The 19,607-nt window shown below is 75.0% G+C and carries 20 protein-coding genes; 9 read left to right on the forward strand and 11 right to left on the reverse strand.

Annotated features, from left to right (window positions below; genetic code table 11):
- Positions 1-5: 5 nt before the first annotated feature.
- Complete coding sequence (locus tag IEW90_RS01140; RefSeq protein ID WP_188715159.1) at positions 6-1,166, forward strand: FAD-dependent monooxygenase; 1,161 nt, start codon at positions 6-8, stop codon at positions 1,164-1,166.
- A gap of 77 nt (positions 1,167-1,243) precedes the next feature.
- Here IEW90_RS01140 and IEW90_RS01145 read toward each other — a convergent pair whose 3' ends face one another.
- Positions 1,244-1,663 carry an NUDIX hydrolase gene (locus IEW90_RS01145; protein WP_188715161.1) on the reverse strand — a complete coding sequence of 140 codons (420 nt, stop codon included), beginning with the start codon at positions 1,661-1,663 and terminating at the stop codon, positions 1,244-1,246.
- Between the two features lie 138 nt (positions 1,664-1,801).
- On the opposite strand from IEW90_RS01145, the gene IEW90_RS01150 reads away from it, so the two are divergent.
- Positions 1,802-2,509 carry a hypothetical protein gene (locus IEW90_RS01150; protein ID WP_188715163.1) on the forward strand — a complete coding sequence of 236 codons (708 nt, stop codon included), beginning with the start codon at positions 1,802-1,804 and terminating at the stop codon, positions 2,507-2,509.
- On the opposite strand, the gene IEW90_RS01155 is transcribed toward IEW90_RS01150, so the two are convergent.
- The gene (locus IEW90_RS01155; RefSeq protein WP_188715165.1) at positions 2,506-3,000 is read right to left on the reverse strand and encodes a DUF2087 domain-containing protein; all 495 of its coding nucleotides are present in this window, start codon (positions 2,998-3,000) and stop codon (positions 2,506-2,508) included. The two genes, IEW90_RS01150 and IEW90_RS01155, sit on opposite strands and share 4 nt — an antisense overlap.
- 131 nt (positions 3,001-3,131) lie before the next feature.
- Between IEW90_RS01155 and IEW90_RS01160 the strand changes: the two genes are divergently transcribed.
- Positions 3,132-3,674 (forward strand): hypothetical protein, encoded by a 543-nt coding sequence (locus tag IEW90_RS01160; protein ID WP_188715167.1) that lies wholly within the window; start codon positions 3,132-3,134, stop codon positions 3,672-3,674.
- Here IEW90_RS01160 and IEW90_RS01165 read toward each other — a convergent pair.
- Positions 3,655-4,092: an Lrp/AsnC family transcriptional regulator gene (locus tag IEW90_RS01165; protein WP_188715169.1), complete on the reverse strand. Its 438-nt coding sequence runs from the start codon at positions 4,090-4,092 to the stop codon at positions 3,655-3,657. The genes IEW90_RS01160 and IEW90_RS01165 overlap by 20 nt on opposite strands.
- A gap of 91 nt (positions 4,093-4,183) precedes the next feature.
- Here IEW90_RS01165 and ddaH point away from each other — a divergent pair, with 91 nt between their 5' ends.
- Positions 4,184-5,023, forward strand: a complete 840-nt coding sequence (gene ddaH / locus IEW90_RS01170; RefSeq protein ID WP_188715171.1) for a dimethylargininase — start codon at positions 4,184-4,186, stop codon at positions 5,021-5,023.
- On the forward strand, positions 5,020-6,252 hold the full coding sequence (gene rocD, locus IEW90_RS01175) for an ornithine--oxo-acid transaminase (protein WP_188715172.1): 1,233 nt from the start codon (positions 5,020-5,022) through the stop codon (positions 6,250-6,252). The genes ddaH and rocD overlap by 4 nt, the downstream gene beginning before the upstream one ends.
- 143 nt (positions 6,253-6,395) lie before the next feature.
- On the opposite strand, the gene IEW90_RS01180 is transcribed toward rocD, so the two are convergent.
- Positions 6,396-6,836, reverse strand: coding sequence for a VOC family protein (locus IEW90_RS01180; protein ID WP_188715175.1), 441 nt, complete (start codon positions 6,834-6,836; stop codon positions 6,396-6,398).
- Between the two features lie 110 nt (positions 6,837-6,946).
- Here IEW90_RS01180 and IEW90_RS01185 point away from each other — a divergent pair, with 110 nt between their 5' ends.
- A complete protein-coding gene (locus tag IEW90_RS01185) occupies positions 6,947-7,402 on the forward strand; it encodes an SRPBCC family protein (protein WP_188715177.1) in 456 nt (151 codons plus the stop codon).
- 72 nt (positions 7,403-7,474) lie between these two features.
- Complete coding sequence (locus IEW90_RS01190) at positions 7,475-8,314, forward strand: hypothetical protein (RefSeq protein WP_188715179.1); 840 nt, start codon at positions 7,475-7,477, stop codon at positions 8,312-8,314.
- A gap of 18 nt (positions 8,315-8,332) precedes the next feature.
- On the opposite strand, the gene IEW90_RS01195 is transcribed toward IEW90_RS01190, so the two are convergent.
- Positions 8,333-9,241 carry a phosphodiesterase gene (locus tag IEW90_RS01195; RefSeq protein ID WP_229679433.1) on the reverse strand — a complete coding sequence of 303 codons (909 nt, stop codon included), beginning with the start codon at positions 9,239-9,241 and terminating at the stop codon, positions 8,333-8,335.
- Between the two features lie 165 nt (positions 9,242-9,406).
- Here IEW90_RS01195 and IEW90_RS01200 point away from each other — a divergent pair, with 165 nt between their 5' ends.
- Complete coding sequence (locus tag IEW90_RS01200; protein WP_308421846.1) at positions 9,407-11,080, forward strand: stealth family protein; 1,674 nt, start codon at positions 9,407-9,409, stop codon at positions 11,078-11,080.
- A gap of 63 nt (positions 11,081-11,143) precedes the next feature.
- Here IEW90_RS01200 and IEW90_RS01205 read toward each other — a convergent pair whose 3' ends face one another.
- Complete coding sequence (locus IEW90_RS01205) at positions 11,144-12,112, reverse strand: NAD(P)/FAD-dependent oxidoreductase (RefSeq protein WP_188715183.1); 969 nt, start codon at positions 12,110-12,112, stop codon at positions 11,144-11,146.
- Between the two features lie 50 nt (positions 12,113-12,162).
- Between IEW90_RS01205 and IEW90_RS01210 the strand changes: the two genes are divergently transcribed.
- Entirely contained in the window at positions 12,163-12,606 is a 444-nt protein-coding gene (locus tag IEW90_RS01210; RefSeq protein ID WP_188715185.1) for a MerR family transcriptional regulator, read from the forward strand.
- 148 nt (positions 12,607-12,754) lie between these two features.
- Here IEW90_RS01210 and rbsK read toward each other — a convergent pair whose 3' ends face one another.
- From rbsK to IEW90_RS01235, 5 genes are all read right to left on the reverse strand, one after another.
- Positions 12,755-13,717, reverse strand: coding sequence for a ribokinase (rbsK, locus tag IEW90_RS01215; RefSeq protein WP_229679434.1), 963 nt, complete (start codon positions 13,715-13,717; stop codon positions 12,755-12,757).
- A 56-nt stretch (positions 13,718-13,773) separates the two neighbouring features.
- Complete coding sequence (locus tag IEW90_RS01220) at positions 13,774-14,529, reverse strand: SDR family NAD(P)-dependent oxidoreductase (protein WP_188715187.1); 756 nt, start codon at positions 14,527-14,529, stop codon at positions 13,774-13,776.
- Positions 14,530-14,852: 323 nt separating this feature from the next.
- Positions 14,853-16,088, reverse strand: a complete 1,236-nt coding sequence (locus IEW90_RS01225) for an alpha-hydroxy acid oxidase (RefSeq protein ID WP_229679435.1) — start codon at positions 16,086-16,088, stop codon at positions 14,853-14,855.
- An 11-nt stretch (positions 16,089-16,099) separates the two neighbouring features.
- On the reverse strand, positions 16,100-17,515 hold the full coding sequence (locus IEW90_RS01230; protein WP_188715191.1) for a rhamnulokinase: 1,416 nt from the start codon (positions 17,513-17,515) through the stop codon (positions 16,100-16,102).
- Between the two features lie 55 nt (positions 17,516-17,570).
- A complete protein-coding gene (locus IEW90_RS01235) occupies positions 17,571-19,607 on the reverse strand; it encodes a bifunctional aldolase/short-chain dehydrogenase (protein ID WP_373284750.1) in 2,037 nt (678 codons plus the stop codon).

The raw sequence follows: 19,607 nt of genomic DNA on the forward strand, positions 1-19,607 counted from the left end.
CGGGCATGACGCAGACCGCCATCATCGTCGGAGCAGGGATCGGCGGGCTCGCCGCCGCGCGGGCGCTCGAGGACGCCGGATGGCGGGTCCGGGTGCTGGAGGCCGAGGATGCCGTGCCGACGCCCGGCGCGGGGGTCGTGCTCACCCGCAACGGCGTCGCCGCGCTCGACGCGCTCGGGATCGGCGCCGAGGTGCGCCGAGCCGCCGTGCGCTCGATGCCGCAGGGCGTCGCGACCGACCAGGGCGCCCCGCTCCTCCGTGCCTTCCAGTCGCCCTCGAGCGCCGTGCTCGGCATCCATCGGGCGACGCTGCTCGAGCTGCTGCGCGGCGACCGCGAGGTCGAGACCGGCAGCCGCGTGCTCCGCGCGACCGACGGCGAGCAGGGCCGCCCCGCGGTGCTCGTCGAGCGCGCCGGCGCCGAGCCCGAGCGCATCGAGGCCGACCTCGTCGTCGGCGCCGACGGCATCCGCTCGGCCGTGCGCCGCTCGCTGTGGCCCAAGGCCGCGCGGCCCGACTACACGGGCGCGACCTGCTGGGAGGCCGTGCTCCCGGCCGGCGCGATCGCCGGCGTCGCGGACGCCCGCGGCATGCGGCAGATGGTCGGCCAGGGCACCGAGCTCGGCTGGATGCCGATCGACGGCGAGCGCGTGCACTGGTGGGCCATCGCCCACTCGCGGCTCGGCCGCGCGGAGGCCGACGAGCTCGCCGCCGTCCGCGCGTGGGTCGGCGACTGGTCGCCGGAGGCGCAGGGCCTGCTCGCGGGCACGCCGGCGGACGCCGTGCAGCGCCGGGACCTCTGGTACCTGCCCACCTCGATGCGCTCCTTCCGTCGCCCGGGCGTCGTGCTCGTCGGCGATGCGGCGCACGCGATGGCGCCGATGCTCGGCCAGGGCACGAGCCTCACGCTCGAGGACGCCGCGACGCTCGGGGCCCTCGTCGACGACCGCCCGCTCGACTCTGCCCTCGACGGCTACGACGACGCGCGCGTCGACCGGACGCAGCGGTTCCAGCGCCGCTCGCTGCGCCTGCTGCGTGCCACCACCGACCGCCGCCTCCCGGCGCTCGTCGCCGCCCGCAACGGCGCCGCGAACCTCGTGCCGGTGCTCGCGGCCGAGATCGTGCTCGACTGGATGCTGCACTGGCGCGCCCCGCGCCGGCGCGACTGAGCCGGCGCGACTGATCCGGCGCGACTGAGCCGGCGCGACTGAGCCGGCGCGACTGAGCCGGCGCGGCCGCGCGGCCGCTACGCCCGCGCGGCCGCCGCCCGCTCGGCGAGCAGCAGCGGGAAGACGTGCTCGCGGTTGAGCGGCGCCTCCGCCGGGTCGTCGACGCCCACGGCCGGCAGGATCCACCGGCAGCCCTCGATCTCGGCCTGCACGACCGGCTCGATCCGCTCGCGAGTGCGGAACACCGTCGCGCGCAGCGCGAAGCCCGCCTCGTTCGCGGCCCGCGTCTCGAACACGTCGACGAGCTCGATCCGGTCGACCGGCAGCGCGACGCCGAGCTCCTCGCGCACCTCGCGCACGGCGCACTCGGCCGCGCCCTCGCCGGGATCCGGCTTGCCGCCCGGCAGCATCCACATGCCCGTGCCTCGCTTGCGCACCGTGAGCACCGCGCCGTCCTCGCGCTCGAAGCAGATCGCCGAGACCACGATGACGCCCATGCGACCAGGCTAGGGCCGCCCGGCCGCCCCCCGCCGACGACGTCGCCGCACGCCGGAACGACACCTCGGGGCGGGGGTTGAGCATGTGCTGAGCCGTCGGCCCTGGCGCGGCAGCGCGCCGCGGGCGGACACTGGGGCATGGCCGAGCGGGCTGACGATCCGCGGCCGCCGCGAGACGACGCCGCGCTCGCCCGTCGCGCCCAGATCCTCGCCACCGAGCACTGGGGGCTCCTCGCCGCCCGCGGCACCGCCCAGAGCGAGGTCCTCACGCGCATCACGATCTTCCTCACGCTCGTCTCCGCCGGGCTCGTGACGATCGGCCTCCTCGGCCAGGCGACGCGCTTCGACGGGCCGTTCCAGGCGGCCATGCTCGGCATCCTGGGCTTCCTCGCGCTCATCGGCTGGATGACGCAGCTGCGCGTGCTGCACGTGGCCGAGGAGGACTTCATGTACGTCATCGCGATGAACCGGCTGCGCGGCGCGTACGCAGACCTCGACCCGGGTGTGGAGCGCTACTTCCTCGCCTCCATCGCCGACGACGAGCGCGGCGCGGAGCGCACCTACTCGTTCCTGCGCGTGCGGGGCGACTGGGCGGTCGTCGGCGGCAGCTCGATGATGCTCATCATCCTCGTCGAGGCCTGCGTCGTCGGCACCCTCGCGGGCGGCGTCGCCGTCGCGGCCGGCGCCGCGGTGCCGTGGGCGATCGCGCTCGGCGTGCCCGTCGCGCTCGCGTGGGCCGCCGCGGCGGCTCGCCACGGCTACGTGCTCTACCGGGCGTCGATCGACGGCCACCGGCCGCTGCGCACGAGCGCGCCGCCGCCGGTGCAGGAGCCGCCGCTCGCCTAGCGCTGCGCGGCGTCGGCGTCGGATGCGCGGCGGTACGTCGCGCCGTCGACGTCGCGGTCGAGGAGGCCCGCGTCGACGAGGTCGCGCCGCAGCGTCGCGGGGTCGTCGGCGACGGCCGCGAGCCGCTCGGTCACCGCGCGCTCGGTCGCCGTCGTGCCCTGGGCGACCGCGCGGTCCGCCGCCCACGCGAGCAGCTCGGCCCGGTCGTCCGGCCGGCGCGGCCACGCGGCGATGCGCCCGTCGCGCAGGAAGCGGTCGAGCCCGGATGCCGCCGGCCGATGCTCGAGGAGCGGGCCGAAGGCGTCGACCGCCGTCGCCCGGCCGCCCTCGACGGCCGCGAGCCCGGCGCGCTCGAGCGCGGCGAGCGCGCGCCGCTCGCGGCTCGTCAGCGGCGCGGCGTCGACGCCGCCCTCCACGAGCATCCGCGCCCACAGCATCCGTCGACCCTCGTCGGCGAGCGCCGCCGCGACCGGCCGCCAGGCATCCGTCATCGGCGTCCTCCCGCGTCGGCGCCAGTCTGCCAGCCCGCGGGGACGCCGCACGGGCCCTCCCGCGCGGCACGCAGGTCCGTCCGCCTACCGTCGTCCCGACGGATGGCTGGCGCGCGACCGGAGGAGACCCCATGCTCGACCGCGATCGCGTCGAGCGGTCCCCGTTCGAGCGCTCCCCGGCGAAGCGGCTCTTCACCCTCGCCGCGATGGTCAGCGCCGCCCAGCTGCTGTGGGTGCTCGCGATGGGCCTCATCGCCGGCGGCCAGTTCGTCCCCGACCAGTGGCCCGACCGGGACCCCCTGGTGCCCTGGCCCGTGCTCGCCATCCCGTCGTGGTGCACCATCGCGCTGGGTGCGCTCGCGTGCGTCGGCGCGGTCGGCGCCGCCGCCGGCCCCACGGGGGATCGCATGCTGCGCCGTCGCACGCCGCGCGGTCGCGGGTCGGGCGGGCGGTGCAGGACATCGGCATCGCGCTCGTCGTGCTCGTGGTGCTCCCGCTCGGCCTCGCCCGCCTCTACCCGGAGCCCGGGGGCGTCGCGGCGCCCTTCACCGGCCCCGACGGCGTGCTCGGCTGGCACTGGATCGCGGCGGCGCTGCAGGCGGTCACCGTCGCGGCGCTGCTCGTGCGCCGCGCTGATCGGCGTCGTCGCCGCGCTCAGCCCGCCGTGCGGGTGATGAGCTTCGAGAGCACGATCGCCGAGCGCGTGTGGTCGACCGAGGTCGCCGCACGCACCTTCTCGAGCGCCTCCTCGAGCGCGATGACGTCGCGGGCGCGCATGATGACGATCGCGTCGGCCTCGCCCGTGACGGTGCCGGCCTCGACGATCTCGGGCACGCCCGAGAGGATGCGCTTGAGGTCGGTGGGCGAGACGGTGCCGCGGCAGAAGAGCTCCACGTAGGCCTCGGTGGCGAGGCCCTCGACGGCGGGGTCGACCTGCACGGTGAAGCCCCGGATGACGCCGTCGGCGACGAGCCGGTCGATGCGGCGCTTCACGGCGGAGGCGGAGAGGCCGACCTCGGCGCCGATGTCGGCGTAGCCCGCGCGCGCGTTGAGGCGCAGCTGGTCGATGATGCCGTGGTCGATCCGGTCCATGTGCACGAATGTACGGTGCGAACCCCCTGAGTCGCAAGAAACATGCGCTCCCGCCCTGGGAAGTGCGTGGATCGTTTGCGACCATGGCCTCATGCAGACCGAGACGACCATCGCGCCCGCCGGCGCCCTGCGCACCCCCGTGCAGAAGACCGTGCTGATGTGCCGCCCCGAGCACTTCACGGTGACCTACCGCATCAACCCGTGGATGGATCCCGACATCCCCACGAGCACCGCCACGGCGGTCGAGCAGTGGGAGACGCTCCGCGCCGCCTACACGGGCCTCGGCTACGGCGTCGAGCTCATCGACCCCATCGAGGGCCTCAACGACATGACCTACGCCGCCAACGGAGGCTTCACGCTCGACGGCAAGGCCTACGGCGCGCGGTTCACCTACGAGCAGCGGGTGCCGGAGGGCCCCGCGTACATGCGCTGGTTCGCCGACCACGGCTTCCAGGTGCACGACCCGCAGCACATCAACGAGGGCGAGGGCGACTTCCTGCTCTCGAACGGCGCGATCCTCGCCGGCCACGGCTTCCGCACGAGCCTCGAGTCGCACGACGAGCTGCGCTCGATCTTCGACCGCGAGGTCGTGAGCCTGCGGCTCGTCGACCCGGCGTTCTACCACCTCGACACGGCCATCGCGATCCTCGACGAGACGAACATCGCGTACCTCCCGAGCGCGTTCGACGAGGCGAGCCAGGCCGAGCTCGCGCGCCGCTACCCGGATGCGATCCACGTCGCCGCCGAGGACGGCGCGGTGCTGGGCCTCAACTCGTTCGGCGACGGCCGCACGATGCTCATCGCCGAGCGCGCGGTCGGCTTCGGCCGGCAGCTGCGCGACCGCGGCTACGAGACCGTCGCCGTCGACCTCTCCGAGCTGCTGCTCGGCGGCGGCGGCATCAAGTGCTGCACGCTGGAGCTCCGCCGATGAGCGCCGTCGGCATCCGCACGTCGGAGGCGACCGAGGCCGCGATCGGCCAGGTCGAGGCGCACGCGGCGCACAACTACCACCCGCTGCCCGTCGTGGTCACCGAGGCGTCCGGCGCCTGGGTGACCGACGTCGACGGCCGCCGCTACCTCGACTGCCTCGCGGCGTACTCCGCCGTGAACTTCGGCCACGGCAACGAGCGCCTCATCGCCGCGGCGAAGGCGCAGCTCGACCGCGTCACGCTCACGAGCCGCGCCTTCCACTCCGCCGCGCTCGGACCCTTCGTCGAGGCGCTCGCGCGGCTCGCCGGCAAGGAGATGGTGCTGCCGATGAACACGGGCGCGGAGGCCGTGGAGTCGGGCATCAAGGTGGCGCGCCGCTGGGCGTACGAGGTCAAGGGCGTGCCCGCCGGCGAGGCGGAGATCGTCGTCATGGAGGGCAACTTCCATGGCCGCACGACCACGATCGTCTCGTTCTCGGACGACCCCGACGCCACCACGAACTACGGGCCGTTCACGCCCGGCTTCGTGCGCGTGCCGTACGGCGACATCGACGCGCTCGAGGCGGCCATCACGCCCCGCACGGCCGCGGTGCTGCTCGAGCCCATCCAGGGAGAGGCGGGCATCCTCGTGCCGCCGGCCGGCTACCTGCAGGCCGTGCGCGAGCTGACGCGCCGCGAGCGCGTGCTCATGATCGCCGACGAGATCCAGTCGGGCCTCGGCCGCACCGGCGCCACGTTCCAGTGCGACAACGAGGGCGTCGTGCCCGACGTCTACCTGCTGGGCAAGGCGCTCGGCGGCGGCGTCGTGCCGGTCTCGGCGGTGGTGGCGAATGCGGACGTGCTGGGCGTCCTGACGCCCGGCTCGCACGGCTCGACGTTCGGCGGCAACCCGCTCGCGGCGGCCGTCGGCCTCGAGGTGGTGCGGATGCTCGAGGAGGGCGCGATGCAGGAGCGCGCGCGCGTGCTCGGCGAGCGCCTGCACGCGGGCCTCGGCGCGCTCGTCGGGCACGGCGTGACCGCGGTGCGCGGCATCGGCCTCTGGGCCGGCATCGACATCGACCCGGCGGTCGGCTCGGCGCGCGACGTGTGCCTTCGGCTGCTCGAGCGCGGGATCCTCGCGAAGGACACCCACGGCCAGACGGTGCGGCTCGCGCCGCCGATCGTCATCGATGAGGCCGACCTCGACATGCTCGTCGATGCGTTCCGCGAGGCGGTCGGCGCGGAGCGCTGACCACCGCCCCCCCCGTCGGTCGAGCCGGACGGCGCCGCAGGCGCCGCCCGAGTCGAGACCACCGAGTGGCGGACCGCTCGCCCGGCGGTGGTCTCGAGACGCGTGCGGCCTGCGGCCGCGCGCTCCTCGACCAGCGGGGGCCCTCAGTCCTCCGGCGGCGCCTCCGCGCGCACGTCGGAGCCGTCCGAGAGGACGTCGGAGATGAGGCCCATGACGTTGCCGTCCGGGTCGCGGAAGTACGCGAGCCTGCCGACGCCCGGCATGTCGTACGGCGCCATCGCCTCCGCGCCGCCCTGCTCGAGCGCCGCCGCGTACCGCGCGTCGGCGTCGTCGACCCCGACCACCACGACCACGCCGTTGATGGGCGCCCCGGCCTCGGGCGGCGGCCCCTCGCGGCGAGCGAGGCCGCCGTTGATGCCCATGCCCGGCGCATCCATGCCGATCGACCCCTCGCCGGTCTGGATGGTCCAGTAGTCCATCTGGCCGTAGCGCTCGAAGCGCCAGTCGAGCACGCGCCCGTAGAAGTCGGCGAGCCGCTCGGGCTCGCTCGCGTGGAGCTCGAAGTGGACGACCAGGCTGCTCATGGCGGCTCCTCCGCTCGATGCGCGCGCGCCACCGGTCGCGGCCGCGTCGCCGTGGCCGACGCTACGCGGGCCCCGAGCGGCCCGCCAGCATCGCCTGCCACGCTCGTCGCATGCCCGCCCGCTACCGCTTCGGCCATGCCTGGCACGTCGACGCCGCGCCCGAGCGCGTGCGAGCGCTGCTCGAGGATGTCGCGCGCTACGACGCGTGGTGGCCCGCCGTGCGGGTCGTCGGGGGCGCTGCGGGCACCGACCCCGGCAGCGGTGCCCGCGCCGCCCGCCTCGTCGTGACCGCGCCGCTCGGCCACCGACTCCGCATCCGTGTCGTCGAGGCCGCGCCGCGCGACCGCGAGCTGCGCGCGGCCATCCACGGCGACCTCGAGGGCTGGTGCGCCTGGCGGGTGGAGCCCGACGGCGACGGCAGCCTCGTGCGCTTCGCCCAGCACGTGGAGGCCAGGGCATCGCTCGTGCGGCTCGCGACGCCGCTGCTGCGGCGCGTGCTCGAGCGCCAGCACGCGGCCGTCATGCGCGCCGCCGCCGACGGCATGCGGGCCGCGCTCGCCCCCTGACCGGGCACTCCCCGCCATCGGCGCGTCGCGCGCCCATTGGACTCCTGCGGGGAAGAGCGTAGGCTCGGCCGGGTGCCCGATCGCATCCTCCTCGGCAGCGCACCCCGTCCGACCGACGGCACCCTGCTCGCCAAGCGCATCCGCAAGCTCATGATCGCCGCAGAGCCGGCGCGCATCGAGTGCACCGCCCACATCGAGGCGGTCCTCGACGGCCCCGACATCGCGAGGCTCGACCTCGACCTCACCGGCTACGTGCTCGGCGACGAGCACGACCGAGACCGGTCCCGGATCGAGCCGCAGGGCGCGCCCGTCGCGAGCGAGGAGGGCGTGCTGCGCGACCTGCGCGTGCACGCCGCCCCGATGCGGGTCTCCGGCGCCGACGTGACGCTCGACCTCGCCCTGCAGGGCGTGCCGGTGCGCTGGATCGACACCGACGCGGGCGAGCTCGCCGTCGAGCTCGGCGACCCCTCGGGCGAGCGGCCCGTCCACGGCTCGCTGCGCCTGGCGGTGCCCGAGCAGCAGCTCGGCGACGCCGTGCGCGCGCTCGCCGAGCCGATCCTGCAGGAGCACGGCGTGCACCTCTCGCGCCTCGACCTCGAGCTCGAGGCCGTCACGCCCCGCCAGGTGCGCATCCACGCCGACGCGAAGGTGCGCAAGGGGCTCCTCGGCGCCTCGGCGCACGGCTCCGCCACCGCGACCGTCGACGACGCCATGGGGCTCGTGCTCTCGGACATCCGGCTCGACAGCGGCAACCCGCTCGTCGCGGCCATGCTCGCGGTCGCGCGCGGCCGCATCCAGGGCCTCGAGGGCCAGCGCTTCGACCTCGCCACCGAGCTGCCCCCGGGCATCTCGGTCGAGGACGTGCGCGTCGCGGTCGACCGCGACGTCGTCATCGAGGCGCGGCTGGCCTAGGCGCCGGCCGGCCTGGCCTCAGCCCAGCAGCGGCTCGAGCCGCCGCGCCGGCTCGGGCATCCGCACGCCCGCGCGGCGCAGCCGCGCCGCGGTCTCCTCGGCGCTCACCATGTCGAGCGGCGGGCCGGCCTCGAGCGGCACCACCGAATGCAGCACCGTCGCCGGGTAGACGTGCACGAGGTTGTACGAGCGCGCGGCGTCCTGCGCGCGGAGGCCGCCGACCGGCACCGTGAGGTCCTGCGTGTAGCAGGTGGCGGACGCGACCGACACGGGGATGCCGGCGAACGTGCCGCTCGACGAGTGGTGCAGGTGCCCGGCGAGGATCGTGCGCACGTCGGTGCCCACGAGCACCTCCGCGAGCCGATGCTGCGCGCGCAGCTCGACGCTGATGGCGAGGTCGATGACGCTCGGCAGCGGCGGGTGGTGCATGGCGAGGATCGTGCCGTGCGGCGCGCGGGTCGAGAGCACGTCGGCGAGCCAATCGAGCTGGCGGCCGTCGACGGCGCCGTGGTGGTGCCGCGGCACGGTGGTGTCGAGCACGACCACGCGGAGGCCGTCGAGGTCGACGACGCGGTCGACCGGCTCGGCCGTGGCCGGCTCGTCGAGCAGCCCGGCGCGGAACGCGCGGCGCTCGTCGTGGTTGCCCATGACCCAGATCGCGCGGGCGCCCAGCTCGGCGGCCGCGGGGTCGACGATGGCGCGCAGCCGCCGGTAGGCGTCCGGCTCGCCACGGTCGGCGAGGTCGCCGGTGAAGACGATCGCCTCCGGCCGCGCGCCGGACGCGGCGAGGCCCTCGAAGAGGCGCCGCAGGTGCGCCTCGCTCGCGACGCGGTCGTAGAGGCGGCCGCCGTCCGCGAGCAGGTGGGTGTCCGAGATGTGGAGGAGGAAGTGGTCCGGCCGGGGGTGCTCGGCCGAGCGGATCGTCACGGTGCATCCATTCCGTCGGTTCATGCACAGCGTCGTGCAGTGCGCTGAGCGTATTCGAGCAGCCGACGGGGAACGGTGTGTGAACGCGGCGTGTACGAGCGATGATCCCGCAGGATTCCGCCGCAGTACCATGGGCTGTCCCCCTCGGAAGGAGCCCCGCGAGCTGTGAGCGATCGAGAGCCAGACCACGGCAGCGCCTTCGAGCGCCCCGCACCCGCGCCGGGCATCCGGCTCTCCGCCGCCCCCGAGCTCGTGCTCGTGCCCTCCGGCGGCCGCTTCGGTCGCTTCCGACGCCAGGACCTCGTGCTGCGGAAGGGCCGGTACGCCCTCCGCAACGGCCACATGACCCCGCAGGAGTCGATGGTCGAGGACCTGCTGGCGCTCGCCGACGCGCTCGACGGCGCCGACATCCCGCACCTGCTGGTGCGCGACGACGACGGCCGCCCGATCCTCGCGGTCGACCGCGGGCGGCGGAAGCAGCTCGCGGCGGCGCTCGCGGAGGCCTTCGCGGAGGAGCCGTTCTACGCCGAGCCGATCGCGCCGGAGCAGCTGGCCGGGCGCGACCCGGTGCTGCTCGCCGACGGCCGCCTCGCGGGCCACAAGAAGGCATCGGCGATGCGCGTGTGGCGCCCCCGCGTCGAGCCCGCCGGCCGCCTCCGGTACGGCCGGGAGACGGCCGTGCAGCTCGAGCTGTGGCGCTTCGGCGACGAGACGCTCGTGGCGCCGCTGCCGAACGCGGTGATGCGGGCCGCGATGCCCCGCCACGAGGCCGTGGTCGAGACCGTCGAGCGGTACGGCCGCGAGTGGCAGACCATCCAGCACATGTGGGAGCCGCTCGCGAGCGACGTCGGCTTCCCCGTCGACATCGTCTTCTCGTGGGTCGACGGCTCGAGCGACGAGTTCCAGCGCGAGCGCGCCAAGCGGATGCAGGCGTACGTGGTGGGGGAGGGCGACGACTCGGAGGCCCGCTTCCGACAGATCGACGAGCTGCGGTACGCGCTCCGGTCCGTGCACATGTACGCGCCCTGGGTCCGTCGCATCTTCATCGCCACCGACTCGCCGGCGCCCGCCTGGCTCGCCGAGCACCCCAAGGTGACGATCGTGCGCGCCGAGGAGATGTTCGAGGACACGTCGGTGCTGCCGACCCACAACTCGCACGCGGTCGAGGCGCAGCTGCACCGCATCGAGGGCCTCGCCGAGCACTTCCTCTACTCGAACGACGACATGTTCTTCGGCCGGCACGTGAGCCCCGACCTGTTCTTCTCGCCCGGCGGCATCACGAAGTTCGTGGAGGCGACCACGCGCATCGGCCTCGGCGACACGCACGAGCGGCGCTCGGGCCACGACAACGCGGCCCGCACGAACCGGCGGCTGCTGCGCGAGCGCTTCGGCACGGTCACCACGCGGCACCTCGAGCACTGCGCGGCGCCCCTGCGTCGCAGCGTCATGGCCGAGCTCGAGGCGACGTTCCCGGACGACTTCCGCCGCACGGCGGGCAGCCGCTTCCGCGCCGCGACCGACATCTCCGTGACGAACTCGCTGTACCACTACTTCGCGCTCATGACCGGGCGCGCGGTGCAGCAGACGACGGCGAAGGTGCTCTACGTCGAGACGACGCTGAAGAAGGCGCTGCCGGCCATGGAGCGGCTGCTGCGCAAGCGCGACCAGGACATGTTCTGCCTCAACGACGGCAGCCACCCCGAGATCCCGGTCGAGGAGCGCACGGCCGCCGTGCAGGCGTTCCTGGAGTCGTACTTCCCGATCGCCGCGCCGTGGGAGCGCGACCGGCCGGCGGCCGCCGAGCCGGAGCCGCGCGTGGGGCTGCCCGACGTCGGCTGACCGCCCTTCGCTGGTCGAGGAGTGCTGCCGCAGGCCGCACGCGTCTCGAGACCACCGCGCGGCCTAGAACGGCAGCACCATCCCCGCCTCCTCCGCAGCCAGCTCGCGGTCGATCGTCGACGCGGCGGTGAGCCCCGAGGCCATCGCCGCCACCACGGCCGCCGGCGGCATGGGCGCCCACTCCGGCTGCGCCGCATCCCCCGCCGCGGAGACGCCCGGCACGCTCGTGCGCCCGAGCGCGTCGACCGCGATCGCGCCACTCGCGGCCCGGGCGAGCCCGAGGTCGTCGGCGAGCGTGCCGACGGGCTTCCACGCGGTGTGCACGATCATCCCCGACGCCTCCACCGCCTCCTCGCCCTCGACGTCGATCGCGATCTCGGCGCCGTCGGCCGTGCGGGCGGGCAGGCGCCGGGCGCCGAGCACCTTGCCGGGCCGCAGCTCCGCGCCGAGGCGCGTGAGCGCCTCCGCGGTCTCGGGCGCGACCTCCGCGCCGTCGGCGAGCACGACGACCCGGGTGGCGAGCCGTCCGATGAGCGAGGCCATGAGCGGCACGTGCGCCGCGGCGCCCAGGAGCGCGATCGGACCGTCGGCGATCTCTGCGCCGTGGCAGTACGGGCAGTGGATGACGCGGTCGCCGAAGAGCTCCGCGACGCCCGGGATCGCGGGCAGGCTGTCGGCGACGCCGGTGGCGAGCAGCACGCGGCGGGTGCGGAGCGCGCCGCCGTCGGCGAGCGCGACGCGGAAGCCGGCCTCCGCCGGCTCGACGGCGGCCGCGGCCTGCTCGCGCACGGCGACGGTCGCGTAGCGGGCGAGCTCGCCGCGCCCCTCGGCGCGCAGGGCGGCCGGGGCGGCGCCGTCGTGGCCGAGCGCGTTCTGCATCGCGTGGGCGGGGTCGTTGCGGTAGCTGCCGCTGTCGAGCAGCACGACGCGGCGGCGCATGCGGCCGAGCGTCAGCGCCGCCTGCAGGCCGGCAGGGCCGCCGCCGATGACGACGACGTCGAGCTCGGATGCGGGAGCGGTGGGGGCGGGCATGGATCCTCCTGGGGTTGCGGTCGGCACCCATGCTGTGACTTCATGTCGACATGAAGTCAAGTGCGACGTGGGCGATCGGGGAGCTGGCCGAGCGGTTCGGGCTCGAGACGCACGTGCTGCGGCACTGGGAGGACCGCGGGCTGCTCGCGCCCGAGCGCGACGCCGGTGGGCGCCGGCGCTACGGCGAGGCCGACGCGTGGCGGGTCGCGGTGATCCTCGCGAGCAAAGCGGCGGGGCTCGGGCTCGAGCAGATCCGCGCGCTCGTCGACGGGGAGGCGCGCGACCGCCACCGCATCCTCGAGGCCCAGCTCGCCGAGCTCGACGCGCGCGCGGATGCGCTCGCCCGCGCCCGCCACATGGCGCAGCACGCGATGGAGTGCGAGGCGCACGACATCACGGCGTGCCCGCGCTTCCGCGAGCACGTGGCCGACGTCGTCGCGGGCGAGCGCGTGGGCCTCCCGTTCGAGGCGGCGCTGCGCGGAACGACCCTCTAGCCCCTCTCCGCCGCTCGATCCGGCACTAGTGGTTGCCCCAGGCGCCCGGAGGCCAACCACGAGTGCCGGATGGTTCGGGCCAGGGCGCTCCGCCGCTGGTCGAGGAGCGCGCGGCCGCGGGTCGCACGCGTCAGGAGGCCCGGCGGGGTCAGCGTGCGAGCAGCGCGTCGACCTCGGCGGCGGTCGGGATGCTCGGCGAGGCGCCGCGCCGGGTCACGGCGAGGGCGCCGGCGGCGGATGCGCGCCGCGCGGCCGCGTCGAGGTCGTCGCCTCGGGCGAGCGCCGCAGCAAGGGCGCCCGCGAAGGCGTCGCCCGCGGCCGTGGTGTCCACCGCATCCACCGCGAAGGGCGGCACGCGCCGCGCGCCGGCGGCGTCGACGAGCACCGCGCCGGCACCGGCGAGCGTCACGATCGCCGCCCGAGCGCCGCGCTCGAGGAACCACCGTGCGGCCGCCTCCGCGCTCGCGGCGTCGCGCACCGCGATGCCGGTGAGCGCGCTCGCCTCCGACTCGTTGGGCGTCACGACGGCGACGTGCGGCCACAGCGCGTCGTCGAGCGGCTGCGCGGGAGCCGGGTCGAGCACGACGGCGAGGCCCGCCTCGTCGCCGCGGCGGATGGCGTGCGCGACGGTCGCGAGCGGCGACTCCAGCTGCACGAGCATCGCGGCTGAGCGGCCCGCCTCCGCTGTCAGTGCCGCGTCGACGTCGTCGGGCGAGAGCGCGGCGTTCGCGTTGGCGACCACCACGATGTCGTTCTCGCCCGCGGCGTCGACGCGGATGTGCGCGATGCCCGTCGGCCCTTCCGTCCGCGCCACGTGCGCGAGGTCGACGCCGGCATCCGCGAGGCCCGCGGCCACGATCGCGGCGAACGGGTCGTCGCCGATGCGGGCGACGAAGCGGGTGGGCGCCCCGGCACGTGCGGCGGCGACGGCCTGGTTCGCGCCCTTGCCGCCGAGCACGAGCGTGCACGCCTCGCCGAGCACGGTCTCGCCCGGGGCCGGCAGGCGGCTGGCGAAGGCGGTGACGTCGACCGAGACGGAGCCGACCACGAGCACGCCGTCGCGCCTGCCGGCCTCGCCCATCCGCGCCTCCTCGTCGTCGCCGCCCACCACGCTAGCGGCACGACAAGGGCCCGCCGCGCGGATGCGACGGGCCCTCGGACGCTCGGTCAGACGGCCGTGTAGCCGCCGTCTGCGAGGTGGTAGCTGCCGGTGATGAAGCTCGCGTCGTCCGAGAGCAGGAACGCCGTGAGCGCCGCGATCTCCTCGGGGCGGCCGAGGCGGCCGAGCGGGTGCTTCGCGGCGATCGCCTGCATCGCGTCGGCGTCGAGGTTCGCCTCGAGCAGCGGGGTGCGGATGTAGCCGGGGCCGACCGCGTTGATGCGCAGGCCCTGCGCGCCGTACTCGGCGGCCGCGTTCTTCGTGAGGCCGACGACCGCGTGCTTCGTGGCCGTGTAGGCGCTGCTCATCGGGGCGGCGACCGAGCCGTGGATCGACGCCATGTTGACGATGGCCGACTCCGTCGGGTGCTCGAGCATCGCAGCGATCTGCGCCTGCATGCCGTGGAAGACGCCCGTGAGGTTGATGTCGACGACCTTCTGCCACGAGACGGGGTCGACGTCGGCCGTGGGGGCGGGGGCTCCGCCGATGCCGGCGTTGTTCACCGCGAGGTGGAGCGCGCCGTACGCGTCGACCGCGGCCTGGACGGCCGCCTTCGCGTCGTCGGCCGAGGCGACGTCCTGCTGGAAGGCGGTCGCGGTGCCGCCGGCGCCCTCGATCTCCGTGACGACGCGCTGCGCCGCGTCGAGCGCGATGTCGGTGACGAGCACCTTCGCGCCCTCGCTCGCGAGCCGCTTCGCGATCGCCTCGCCGATGCCCGAGCCGCCGCCCGTCACGAGCGCCACCTTGCCGTCGAACCGTGCCATGACCACTTCCTCCATCCCGGCGCCGCCGTCGGTGCCGCTGCTGGATGCAACGCTACGCCTGTCGCTTTGCTTCCGCGCGCACCGGATCCGCGGTCCTCTCGCTGCAGCCTGCTCCAGCCCGTCCGGGATCGAGTGGTCACTTCTGCCATCGAGTGGTCACGATGTGCTGCATCTCGCGACCACAGTCGACCGATCGTGGCCACTCGATGCAGGAAGTGGCCACTCGATGCAGGAAGTGGCCACTCCCCACAGGAAGTGGCCACTCGAGTCCTGCGGCGCGGGCGGAAGCGACGCGGCGGCGCGAGCAGTTCAGCGAAGGCTGATCAGCGCGGGCGGAGGCTCGTCAGCTGGGTCACGTGCTGCGGGCCGAGCTCCTCGAGCGAGGTGACGCCGAGGAGGCGCATGACGCGCGAGGTCTCGTCCGACAGGATCGACAGCATCCGGTTGACGCCCGCGCGGCCGCCGGCCATGAGGCCGTACAGGTAGGCGCGGCCGACCTGCACGTAGCGGGCGCCGAGCGCGACCGACGCGACGACGTCGGCGCCCGACATGACGCCCGTGTCGACGTGCACCTCGAGGTCGCGGCCCACCTCGCGCACCACCTCCGGCAGCAGCAGGAACGGCACGGGCGCGCGGTCGAGCTGGCGGCCGCCGTGGTTCGAGAGCTGGATCGCGTCGACGCCGAAGTCGGCCATGCGCTTCGCGTCCTCGACCGACTGCACGCCCTTCACGACGAACTTGCCCTTCCACAGCGAGCGGATCTCGCGGAGGTCGTCCATGTCGATCGACGGGTCGAACATCGTGTCGAGCAGCTCGCCGACGGTCCCGTCCCAGTTGCGGATCGCCGCGAACTCGAGCGGCGGCGTCGTGAGGAAGTTGATCCACCACTCCGGGCGAGGCAGCGCGTCGAGCACGGTGCCGGGCGTGAGCTGGGGCGGGAACGACATGCCGTTGCGCTTGTCGCGGTGCCGGGCGCCGGCGACGGGGGTGTCGACGGTCACGAGCAGCGTGTCGAAGCCCGCCGCGGCCGCCCGCTCGACGAGCTCGTACGAGCGGTGCCGCGCCTTCATCATGTACAGCTGGAACCACAGGCGGCCGTCGGGCGACGCCTCGCGCACGTGCTCGGGGCTCGTGGTGCCGAGCGTCGAGAGCGCGAACGGCACGCCGTACGCGGCGGCCGCCGCCGCGCCCGCCCGCTCGCCCGCCGCGTGCATGAGGCGCGTGAAGCCGGTCGGCGCGATGCCGAACGGCAGGGCCGAGCGCTGGCCCAGCACGTCCCACCCCGTGTCGACCGCCGTCACGTCGCGCAGCACCGACGGGTGGAACTCGACGTCGCGGAACGCGTTGTAGGCGCGCTGCAGGCCCACCTCGCCCTCGGCGGCGCCCGCCGTGTAGTCGAACGGGCCCTTGGGCGTCCGCCGCTTCGCGATGGCGCGGAGGTCCCAGATCGTCTGCGCCTTCGCGAGCCGCTGCTGCGCGGGGTTCCGCAGCGGGTTCTCGAAGCGCATGAGGTCGCGGAGGGCCGCGATGTCGGGCAGCTGGCGTCGCATGGGAGCCATCCTTCCGTGTGTCACCCTCGCGGGCGCGGGGCGTAGGTCGTGAGGTCGGCCGTGTCGCGCACGAGCGCGCGGAGCGCCTCGAGGGAGTCGGGGGCGGCGCCGAGCGTGCGCGCCTGCACGAGCACGTTGCCGATGGCGGTCGCCTCGACAGGACCCGCGATCACCGGCAGCCCCGTGCGGTCGGCCGTGAGCTGGCACAGCAGCGCGTTCCGCGAGCCGCCGCCCACGACGTGCACGCGCTCGACCCGCTGGCCGCTGATCCGCGCGGCGTCGCGCAGGGTCACGGCGTAGCCCTCGGCGAGCGACTCGAGGATCGAGCGCGCCACCTCGGCGCGGCCCCGCGGCGCCCGCTGCCCGCGCGCTGCGAACCACGCCTCGATGCGGGCGGGCATGTCGCCCGGCGGGTAGAACGCGGCGTCGGTGGGGTCGAAGACGGGCACGGCCCAGTCGACCTCGGCGGCCGCCGCGAGCAGGCCCGGCAGCGCGATCCGCTCGCCCGCCGCCTCCCACGTGCGCACGGCCTCGGTGAGGATCCACAGCCCCATGACGTTCTTCAGGAACCGCGTGCGGCCGTCGACGCCGCCCTCGTTCGTGAAGTCGGCGGCGAGCGCCTCGGGCGTCGCGATCGGCGCGGGCGTCTCGATGCCGACGAGCGACCACGTGCCGCTCGAGATGTAGGCGGCGCCCTCCTCCATCGGCACCGCGACGACGGCGGATGCGGTGTCGTGCGAGCCGACGGCCAGCACGTCGGGCGCGCCCTCCACGCCGAAGTGCTCCCGCGCCTCGGCCGAGAGGGGTCCGATGCGGGTGCCGGGCTCCACGACCTCGGCCATGAACGACGCGTCGATGCCGAGCGCCGCGAGCAGGTCGGCGTCCCACGAGCCGTCGAGCCGCATGAGGCCCGTCGTCGACGCGTTCGTCGCCTCCGCCACGCGCCGCCCCGTCATCCAGTAGCCGAAGAGGTCGGGGAGCATGAGCATCCCGTCGGCGGCCTCGAGCAGGCCCGTCTCGCGGTCGACGGCGAGCTGGTTGATGGTCGTGAAGGGCATGCGCTGCAGGCCGCAGCGGGCGTAGAGCTCGGGCTGCGGGATGATCCGGTCGACGAGCTCGAGGCCGTGCGCGGTGCGGTCGTCGCGGTAGGAGTAGGGGATGCCGAGCATGCGTCCGCGGCGCAGCAGCGCGTAGTCGACGGCCCACGAGTCGACCGCGACGGAGGCGATGGCGCCCTCGCGCGAGGCGCGGGCGAGCCCGTCCATCGCGCTGCCGTAGAGGCCGAGCACGCTCCAGTGCAGGCCGCCGCCGATGCGCACCGGCCGGTTCTCGAAGCGCGCCACCTCGTCGAGCCGCAGCACGCCGCGGCCGACCTCGGCGCGCACGACGCGGCCGCTCGTCGCGCCGAGGTCGATCGCGGCGACGGTCGCCGTCACGCCGCCGGCCCCGTCCGGCCTCGCCGCATCCGGGCCCGGTCCATCCCCGGCCCCCTCATCGCAGGAACGCCGCGGGGACGCCCGAGTCGACGGGCACGTGGAGGCCGGTCGTGTGCGAGAGGTCGGGCCCGGTGAGCACCGACACCGCGTTCGCCACGTGCTCGGGCAGCACCTCGCGGCCGAGCAGCGTGCGGCCGGCGTAGTACTTGCCGAGGTCCTCCTCGGCCACGCCGTAGACCTTCGCGCGCGAGGCGCCCCAGCCGCCGGCGAAGATGCCGGAGCCGCGCACGACGCCGTCGGGGTTGATGCCGTTCACGCGCACGCCGTGGCTGCCGAGCTCGGCCGCGAGCAGCCGCACCTGGTGCGCCTGGTCGGCCTTCGTCGCCGAGTAGGCGATGTTGTTCGGGCCGGCGAAGACGGCGTTCTTCGAGGAGATGTAGACGATGTCGCCGCCGAGCCCCTGGTCGATGAGCACGCGGGCCGCAGCGCGCGAGACGAGGAACGAGCCCTTCGCCATGACGTCGTGCTGGAGGTCCCAGTCGGCCTCGGTGGTCTCGAGCAGCGTCTTCGAGAGCGACAGCCCGGCGTTGTTCACGACGAGGTCGAGACCGCCGAAGGCGAGCACGGCCGCGTCGACCGCCGCCTGCACCTGGTCGGCCCGCGTCACGTCGCACTGCACGCCGATCGCGACGTCGGTCGAGCCGAGCTCGGCGGCGGCCTCCTGCGCCTTCGCGAGCGAGAGGTCGGCGATGACGACGCACGCGCCGTCGGCGGCGAGCCGGCCGGCGATCGCGCGGCCGATGCCGGAGGCGGCGCCCGTGACGAGCGCGACGCGACCGGCGTGCGAGCGCGGCTTCGGCATCCGCTGCAGCTTCGCCTCCTCGAGCGACCAGTACTCGATGCGGAACTTCTCGGCCTCGTCGATCGGCCGGTAGGTCGAGAGCGCCTCGGCGCCGCGCATCGCGTTGATGGCGTTGATCGCGAACTCGCCCGCGACGCGGGCGGTCTGCGCGTCCTTGCCGTAGGAGAACATGCCGACGCCCGGCACGAGCACGATCGCGGGATCCGCGCCGCGCATCGCGGGGGAGTCGGGGCTCGCGTGCCGCTCGTAGTAGGCGGTGTAGTCGGCCCGGTAGGCCTCGTGCAGCGCGCCGAGCCGCTCGCGCACCTGCTCGAGGGGCGCGTCGCCCGGCAGGTCGAGCACCATCGGGCGCACCTTCGTGCGCAGGAAGTGGTCGGGGCAGGAGGAGCCGAGGGCGGCGAGGCGCGGATGCTCGGCGCGCGCCAGGAAGTCGAGCACGACCTCGTCGTCGCTGAAGTGCCCCACCATCGGCCGGTCGTGCGAGGCGATGCCGCGCAGCTGCCCGGCGAGCGCGGCCGCGCGCTCGCGCCGCGCCTCGGGCGCGAGCGCCTCGAAGCCGGGCACGACGGGGCCGAGCGGCTCCGGCTTCCCGTGCTCGGCGATGTAGGACTCGGCCGTGCGGATGATCCAGAGCGAGCGCTCCTCGCACTCCTCGCTCGTGGCGCCCCACGCGGTGATGCCGTGGCCGCCGAGGATGCAGCCGACCGCCTGCGGGTTCGCGCGCTGGATCTCGCGGATGTCGAGTCCGAGCTGGAAGCCGGGGCGCCGCCACGGCACCCAGACGACGCGGTCGCCGTAGATGCGCGCGGTGAGCGCCTCGCCGTCGGCGGCCGCGGCGATCGCGATGCCCGCATCCGGGTGCAGGTGGTCGACGTGCGGCTGCTCGACGAGCGCGTGCATCGACGTGTCGATCGACGGCGCCGCGCCGCCCTTGCCGTGCAGGCAGTAGTCGAACGCGGCGACCATCTCGTCCTCGCGCTCGACGCCCGGGTAGACGGCCTCGAGCCCGCGCACGCGGTCGAGGCGGAGGGCCGCGAGCCCCGCGGGGGTGAGCGTGCCGAGGTCGCCGCCCGAGCCCTTCACCCAGACGAGCTCGACCGGCTCCCCGCTCGCGGGGTCGACGTCGACGCCCTTGGCGGAGGTGTTGCCGCCGGCGTAGTTCGTGACGGTCGGGTCGGAGCCCAGCCGGTTGCTGCGGGCGATAAGCGCCTCGACCACCTCGTGCACCAT

The organism is Agrococcus terreus, from assembly GCF_014645235.1.
GTDB lineage: Bacteria > Actinomycetota > Actinomycetes > Actinomycetales > Microbacteriaceae > Agrococcus > Agrococcus terreus.